Origin of the sequence: Paracidovorax sp. MALMAid1276 (genome assembly GCF_049198005.1) — a bacterium.
Classification (GTDB): Bacteria; Pseudomonadota; Gammaproteobacteria; order Burkholderiales; family Burkholderiaceae_C; genus Acidovorax.
Genome location: NZ_JBMIRS010000239.1, coordinates 23974 through 31070, shown reverse-complemented (window position 1 = coordinate 31070; position 7097 = coordinate 23974). Strand labels below are relative to the sequence as shown.

The 7097-nt window shown below is 63.7% G+C and carries 8 protein-coding genes and 1 tRNA gene; 3 read left to right on the top strand and 6 right to left on the bottom strand.

Features of this window, described 5'->3' with window-relative positions; translation table 11 throughout:
* Positions 1–37: 37 nt before the first annotated feature.
* On the bottom strand, positions 38–1222 hold the full coding sequence (locus tag ACOQFS_RS19740) for an ABC transporter substrate-binding protein (protein ID WP_421564525.1): 1185 nt from the start codon (positions 1220–1222) through the stop codon (positions 38–40).
* Between the two features lie 605 nt (positions 1223–1827).
* On the opposite strand from ACOQFS_RS19740, the gene infA reads away from it, so the two are divergent.
* The 3 genes from infA (at position 1828) to ACOQFS_RS19725 (ending at position 3174) form a co-directional block, all read left to right on the top strand.
* Positions 1828–2076, top strand: a complete 249-nt coding sequence (infA, locus tag ACOQFS_RS19735) for a translation initiation factor IF-1 (RefSeq protein ID WP_063460522.1) — start codon at positions 1828–1830, stop codon at positions 2074–2076.
* Positions 2077–2173: 97 nt separating this feature from the next.
* Positions 2174–2250, top strand: a tRNA-Pro gene (locus ACOQFS_RS19730).
* Positions 2251–2394: 144 nt separating this feature from the next.
* On the top strand, positions 2395–3174 hold the full coding sequence (locus ACOQFS_RS19725) for a heparan-alpha-glucosaminide N-acetyltransferase (RefSeq protein WP_421564524.1): 780 nt from the start codon (positions 2395–2397) through the stop codon (positions 3172–3174).
* 152 nt (positions 3175–3326) lie between these two features.
* On the opposite strand, the gene ACOQFS_RS19720 is transcribed toward ACOQFS_RS19725, so the two are convergent.
* From ACOQFS_RS19720 to ACOQFS_RS19700, 5 genes are all read right to left on the bottom strand, one after another.
* On the bottom strand, positions 3327–4112 hold the full coding sequence (locus ACOQFS_RS19720; RefSeq protein WP_421564523.1) for a peptidylprolyl isomerase: 786 nt from the start codon (positions 4110–4112) through the stop codon (positions 3327–3329).
* A 67-nt stretch (positions 4113–4179) separates the two neighbouring features.
* The gene (locus ACOQFS_RS19715) at positions 4180–4440 is read right to left on the bottom strand and encodes a BolA family protein (protein WP_421564522.1); all 261 of its coding nucleotides are present in this window, start codon (positions 4438–4440) and stop codon (positions 4180–4182) included.
* Between the two features lie 64 nt (positions 4441–4504).
* A complete protein-coding gene (locus ACOQFS_RS19710; RefSeq protein ID WP_421564521.1) occupies positions 4505–5050 on the bottom strand; it encodes a septation protein A in 546 nt (181 codons plus the stop codon).
* 38 nt (positions 5051–5088) lie between these two features.
* On the bottom strand, positions 5089–5502 hold the full coding sequence (gene msrB / locus ACOQFS_RS19705) for a peptide-methionine (R)-S-oxide reductase MsrB (protein WP_421564520.1): 414 nt from the start codon (positions 5500–5502) through the stop codon (positions 5089–5091).
* Positions 5499–6983 carry a protein adenylyltransferase SelO gene (locus ACOQFS_RS19700; protein WP_421564519.1) on the bottom strand — a complete coding sequence of 495 codons (1485 nt, stop codon included), beginning with the start codon at positions 6981–6983 and terminating at the stop codon, positions 5499–5501. The genes msrB and ACOQFS_RS19700 overlap by 4 nt, the downstream gene beginning before the upstream one ends.
* Between the last annotated feature and the right edge of the window lie 114 nt (positions 6984–7097).

Here is a 7097-nt window from a genome sequence, read left to right as displayed (position 1 = left end):
AGAGCGGGGGGAAGGCGCGCAGCGCCTCAGGGGGGTGTCACATTCTGCAGCCGGCGCCGCTGTCTGCCAGCGCCTTGGCGGCCACGCCGATCACCTTGTTTTCCTTGTTTTCCACCTGGCGCAGGTAGATGTCCTGCACGGGGTTGTGCGCGCGACTCATGGTCCACTTGCCGCGCGGGCTGTCGATGGTGGCGCTTTCCATGGCCTTGATGACGGCCGGCTTGGCCGACAGATCGCCCTTCACGGCATTGGCGCCCTGCACCAGCAACAGGCCCGTGTCATAGCCCTGCACCGCGTACACATCGGGCTGGCTGCGGAAGGCCTTGGCGTATTCCAGGCGGAACTGCTTGTTGCGCGGGGTGTCCAGCGAGTCGCTGTAGTGCATGGTGGTGATGATGCCGTCGGCTGCCGGTCCGGCGGCATCGAGCACGCCCTCGGTGAGAAAGCCCGAGCCGTACAGTGGAATCTTGTCCTTGAGCCCCGCGGCAGCATAGTCGCGGATGAACTTGGCGGCACCGCCGCCGGCAAAGAAGCAGGCCACCGCGTCGGGCTTGAGCGCCGCAATCTCGGTCAGCAGCGCCTGGAACTCCACGTTGGGGAAGGGCAGGCCCAGCTCCTTGATGATGGTGCCGCCGGCCTTGGTGTAGCTTTCCTTGAAACCTTCAAACGCTTCGTCGCCGGCGGCGTACTTCCAGGTGATCCACACCGCCTTCTTGTGGCCCTTGTCCACCATCGCCTTGCCCAGCGCCAGCGTGGGCTGGGAGTTGCTGAAGGAGGTGCGGAACACATTGGGCGCGCACAGCGCGCGGGTGGCGGCATGCACGCCCGCGTTGGGGATGAGATTGAGCACGCCGGTGTCGCGCGCCACCTTCTGGATGCCCATCTGCACGCCCGAGTGCACAGTGCCGATCAGCACGTCGACCTTGTCGCGCTGCACCAGCTTGCTGGCGTTTTCCACGCCCTTGCTGGGCTCGGATTCATCGTCCACCTTGAACCACTCGATCTCGCGGCCGCCCAGCTTGCCGCCTTGCTGGTCGATGGCCAGGCGCACGCCGTTCTCGATGGCAACCCCCAACTGGGCGAAGGTGCCGGTGTAGGGCAGCATGAAGCCCACGCGCACCTTGCCGCTTTGCGCACGCACGATGGAGGGCAGCAGCAGGCCCGATGAGGCCGCGCCCACAAGGGCGGCACTGCGGCTGAGAACAAGGCGGCGAGTCGTCATGGGAGAGGCTCCTTTGTTTAGGCTTAAAGTAATTTACTGCATGCGTCCGTCAGTGAACACCTATGGCTTACCCGAACCGGCGCTGGGCTGGCGGCCAGCGGCGTATGCTCCGGGCGTCTGGCCATCATGGTGATGGGGCGCATGAAGTAAAGTGCATAAAACGTCGATGGCAAGTATATGGCATGCATTTAAATTCTTGTTCGCATGCGCGGCAGCGGATTCTAGGTAGTTTCCAGAACCCCACTTTCGGCGCCTGCGGCCGAGCGTCTGCCGCGCCATCCTGTCGATGATGCTGGCACCGTGGGGTTACGCAAGCCTTTCGCGCAGGGGCGGCAAAAAGGCAGCCGCAGACCTGCCAATGGCGTGCAATAGCCACAGTCGGGTACATCGCGGTACAATTGACAGGCTTTGCGCAGTGCTCGTGCTGCCCATAGACGCCGTCTCCCCCGGCCCTCTGCCTGATCTGCGCCCCGGGTGCAGCGACTCCCACCGCCTGCCTTGCAATGTGCACCCTCGTCGGCCACGCTGCTGCTGCCGTGGCGGGGTGCACCAGCCAGCGCTCGGGCGCCGATCACAGAATATTTGTTTGAAGAGATAGATGGAACATGGCCAAAGAAGAACTGATTGAAATGCAAGGCTCCGTCACGGAAGTCTTGCCCGACTCGCGCTTTCGCGTCACGCTGGACAACGGCCATCAGCTGATTGCCTACACCGGCGGCAAGATGCGCAAGCACCACATCCGCATCCTGGCGGGTGACAAGGTGTCGCTGGAAATGTCGCCCTACGACCTGACCAAGGGTCGCATCACGTTCCGCCACCTGGCCGGCCGCGGCCCTGGCCCGTCGTCGCGCTGACCCGCGGCATGCCTTGCGCTGGACCGGCTCAAAAAAATTTCAAAAAGCGGTGATCCAAACCAAAATGAGAAATTTGCCGGGTTAGAATACGAGCTGTCGGAGCGTAGCGCAGCCTGGTAGCGCATCTGCTTTGGGAGCAGAGGGTCGCGAGTTCGAATCCCGCCGCTCCGACCAACGTTTGAAGGCCTTGCAGTGATCGCTGCAAGGCCTTTTTTCATGCCCGATGCTGCGTGAGCGGCGCTGTGCCGGGCGCCGCGCCTCATTGCCCCCACTGGCGCACAATCCAAGGCTTTGCGTGTACCGCGTCCACCGCCCGCCATGAAGATTTCTGCGCCTTTGTCTTCTGCCCCTGCAGCCTCTCGCTACGACACGGTCGATGCCTTGCGTGGGTTTGCCATGGTGTGGATGACGGTGTTCCACTTTTGCTTTGACCTGAGCCATTTCGGCTACTGGCCGCAAAACTTTCGCGCAGATCCGTTCTGGACGGTGCAGCGCACAGCCATCGTCAGCCTGTTCCTGTTTTGCGCGGGTCTTGGTCAGGCGATCGCGTGGCAGCAGGGGCAGGGTTGGGCGCGGTTTGCCCGCCGGTGGCTGCAGGTGGCAGGCTGTGCCCTATTGGTCACGGCGGGCTCCGTGGTGATGTTTCCGCAAAGCTTCATCTATTTCGGCGTCTTGCATGGCATGGCGGTCATGCTCATCGTGGCCCGTCTCACCGCAGGCTGGGGGCGCTGGCTGTGGCTGGCAGGGCTGGTCGCGGTGGCGTTGCCGCCAACGGCACATGCCCTGCTGTCAGGCCCGTGGGCCGACGCATCGGCCTGGTTCAACAGCAAGCCCCTCAACGTGCTGGGCCTGGTCTCCCGCAAGCCGTACACGGAAGACTATGTGCCTGTGTTGCCGTGGCTGGGGGTGCTGTGGTGGGGGCTTGCCGCAGGGCAGTGGGCGCTGCGGCAGCGTGGCGGCTCGTGGCTGACGGTGCCCCTCGCGGCGCCGCTGGCACCGCTGGCCGTGCTTGGAAGATGGAGCCTGAGCTACTACATGCTGCACCAGCCAGTGATGATCGGCCTGCTGGTGGCAGCGGGGTGGATGCTGGGGCGTTGATTGAATGGGGCTGGTCGGCCCATTCCACAAACAAAGCGGATGGAGCCCATAAAAAAACGCGGCTACTGGCCGCGTTTTTTGTGGTGAGCCGGGGTGAAGCAGTGTGCGCCCGGGTCAGGACGCGCGCTGCCTCACTGGCATGGGGGTGAGGCTTACTGAATCTTCGCCTTGGCGCGCAGGTCTTCCTGGAACTTCACCAGCTTTTGTTGCTGGAGCTGCTCGGCCACCTGGGGCTTGACTTCTTCCAGCTTGGGCAACTGGGCTTCGCGCACGTCGTCCAGGCGGATGATGTGCCAGCCGAACTGGCTCTGCACGGGCGCCTCGGTCATCTTGCCCTTTTCCAGCTTGACCATGGCGTTGCTGAACTCGCCCACATAGTTGGCAGGCGCCGCCCAGTCGAGGTCGCCGCCCTTGGCGCCGGAGCCTGGGTCCTTGGACTGCTTCTTGGCGATGTCCTCAAACTTGGCGCCCTTGTTGATGGAAGCGATGATGGCCTTGGCCTCGTCTTCCTTCTCCACCAGGATGTGGCTGGCCTTATATTCCTTGCCGCTGTTGGCAGCCACGAACTTGTCGTATTCGGCCTTGATGTCGGCGTCCGTGACGGGGTTCTTCTTCTGGTAGTCGGCGAACAGTTCGCGGATCAGGATGGTCTGGCGGGCCAGTTCCATCTGCGCCTTGTAGTCTGCCGATGCATCCAGGCCGCGCTTCTGGGCTTCCTGCATGAAGATTTCGCGGGCGATCACTTCTTCCTTGATCTGGCCTTCGATGTCCGGCGTCACGGGGCGGCCCGAACGTTCCACTTGCTTTCTGAGCACTTCAGCGCGCTCTTTCGGCACTGCCTTGCCATTCACGATGGCGAGGTTCTGGGCGGAAGCGGGCAGGGCCACGGTGCCCAGCACGGCAGCGGCCACAAGGCCGGACAGGAGCTGTTTCTTCATGAGAAATCCAAAAAATGAGGGGAGTTGGTTGCCAGCTGAACCCGGCGAAGCAGAAGATGGTGCCGGTTCAGAGAACTTCAATGGCGAGGGCGTGGAGGCCTTGGTCAATAAATTCTTGCAGCGCATCATACACAAGGCGATGTTGCGCCACGCGTGCCCGCCCGGTAAACAAAGGTGACGAAATGCGTACCCGGAAATGGGTGCCAAAGCCGGTGCCGTTCGCACCCGCATGCCCCGCGTGGGCGGCGCTTTCGTCGATGACTTCGAGGCGAGTGGGCGCCAGGCGGGACTGCAGCGCATGCTGCAAATGGGCGGCGGTGATGGTCATTGGGGGCGTGTGAAGGGCTCTGGCCACGCGTCACGCGGCCGTGGCGTGGCTTGGGGGTGCATGTTCATGCGGCGGGCTCGTCGCCGTCGCTCTTGAGGTGGGGCGCAATATAGAAGCCCTGCGCCACCAGAAACACCAGCGGGAAGGCATACCCCCAGAGCTTGAAGTCCACCCACGCCTCGGTGCTGAAGTTCATGACCACATAGGCGTTGATGGCCGACATGAACGCGCAATAGGCGATCCATGCCACGTTCAGCCGCTGCCACACGGTGTCGGGCAATTCCAGCTGGCTGCCCAGCAGCATCTTGAGGAAGTTCTTTTTTACGCCCCAGAGCGCCACGGCCAGCGCCAGCGACATCGCTCCATACAGCACCGTGGGTTTCCATTTGATGAACCGGTCGTCCTGCAGCACCAGCGTGAGCGTGCCAAACAGCAGGATGAGCGCCAGCGTGGCCTTGTGCATGGTCTGCAGGCGGCGATCGATGGCGTAGATCAGCCCCATCTGCACCACGGTGGCAGCCATCAGCACGGCAGTGCCTGCATAGATGCCGTACAGCTTGTAGGCCCCGAAGAACAGCAGGATGGGGAAGAAGTCGATCAGAATTTTCATGGGAGGAGGAAGAGTCTCGGCGTTCGCCAGGTTGCCTGTCAGCCCTTGCCGGGTTCAAAGTCGAGCGATGCCGAGTTCATGCAGTAGCGCAGGCCCGTCGGTGCCGGGCCATCTTCAAAAACGTGGCCCAGGTGGGCTCCGCATTGTGCACACACCGTTTCGGTGCGGACCATGCCGTGGCTGCGGTCCACGATTTCCGTGATGGCACCCGGCAGCGCTTCGGAAAAGCTGGGCCAGCCGCAGCCGGCGTCGAACTTGGTGCCGGATTCGAACAGCTGGGCGCCGCAGCAGATGCAGTGGTAGCTCCCGTCGGCCCAATGGGCCTCGTACTTGCCGGTGAAGGGGCGTTCGGTGGCCGCGTGGCGTGTGACCTGAAAGGCCACAGGCTCGGCGCCCTTTTCACGCAACACGGCTTGCCATTCGGCATCGGTCTTCTGGATGGGGTGGGTCATGATGAACAGCTGATCTCGATGGAGGAGGCCCAGTCGGGCGGGAAGGCGGCGTAGGCGTCGTACCCGGGGTGCTCGTCGAAGGGGCGCTCCAGAAGCCGCTGCAGGGTTTCGATCTCGCCAAAGTCGCCAAGTTTCGCGGCCCGGATGGCTTGCTCGCCCAGGTGGTTGCGCAGCACGAACTTGGGATTGGTTTTAAGCATCAAATCAGTGCTCAGCGCTTTACTGTCAAGCGCTGATAGCTCTGAATATGATAGCAACCACGCGTCGAACGCTTCGCGGTCTGCGAACAGGTCGCGCACGGGCTCGAACGCGCCTGCACGCACTGCGTGTGAGAGGCGGCGCCAGAAGATGGGGTAATCCACGCCATTCCTGGCCAGCAGCAACAAGATGTCGTCGATCAGTTCGGCGTCCTGTTCACGCTCTGTCGTCAGGCCCAGCTTGGCACGCATGCGGGCCATGAACGCTTGCGGAAACACCGTCTTGTAGGACTCCAGGGCCGCCTTGGCCAGTTCCTCGTCGCCGATCAACGGCAGCAGTGCCTGCGCAAGGCAGAAAAGGTTCCAGTACGCCACGTTGGGCTGGCGGTTGTAGGCGTAGCGCCCCTGCGTATCGCTGTGGTTGCAGATGTGGCCGGGCACGAACGCATCCAGGAACTGGAAGGGGCCGTAGTCGATGGTCAGGCCCAGGATGCTCATGTTGTCGGTGTTCATCACGCCGTGGCAAAACCCTGCGGCCTGCCACTGTGCCATGAGGCCAGCGGTGCGCTCGCTCACCGCCTGCAGCAGGGCTGCGTAGGCATTGCCGCCCAGATCGCGGGAGTCGCGGCATGCCGGGTAGTAGCGGTCGATGACATGGTCGGCCAGCGCCTTCAGCTGCGCTTCCTGGCCGGTGGCGGCAAAGTGCTCGAAATGCCCGAAGCGCACGAAGCTGGGCGCCACGCGCGTCACCACGGCGGCGGTCTCGATCTCCTCGCGCCGCACGGGTGCGGGCGAGCCGGTGATGCACAGCGCACGCGTGGTGGGAATGCCCAGGCCCTGCATGGCCTCGCTGCACAAAAATTCACGAATGCTCGAGCGCAGTACGGCGCGGCCGTCGCCCATGCGGGAATAGGGTGTGCGGCCCGCGCCTTTGAGCTGGATCTCGTGGCCATTGGCGGTCTCGCCCAGCAGGATGGCCCGGCCGTCGCCCAGCTGGCCTGCCCACACGCCAAACTGATGGCCGCTGTAGACGCTGGCCAGCGGCTGAGATCCGGCGGGCAGGGCGTTGCCCGTGAAAACCTGCAGCGCTTCGTCGCGCGCCAGCCAGTCGGGGTCCAGCCCGATCTGGCGCGCCACGTCGGGACTGGTGCCCACCCAGTGGGGCGAAGGCAGTGGGGTGGGGCGAAGTTCGGTGTAGAAGGCGGGGCCCAGTGCTGCGAAACCGTGGTTCCAGTCCAGGCCCAGGTCGGCGGGGGTTTCGCTGGGGTCGACGCTCGGGTGCATGGCGCGATTGTCTCGCACCAGGGATGGCACAGGGAGGACAAGGCCTTGCGCCGCTGGCGCCGCTGGCGCCGCTGGCGTTAGGGGCCCGTGGCGCCTTTGGCGCTTGTGGTGGCT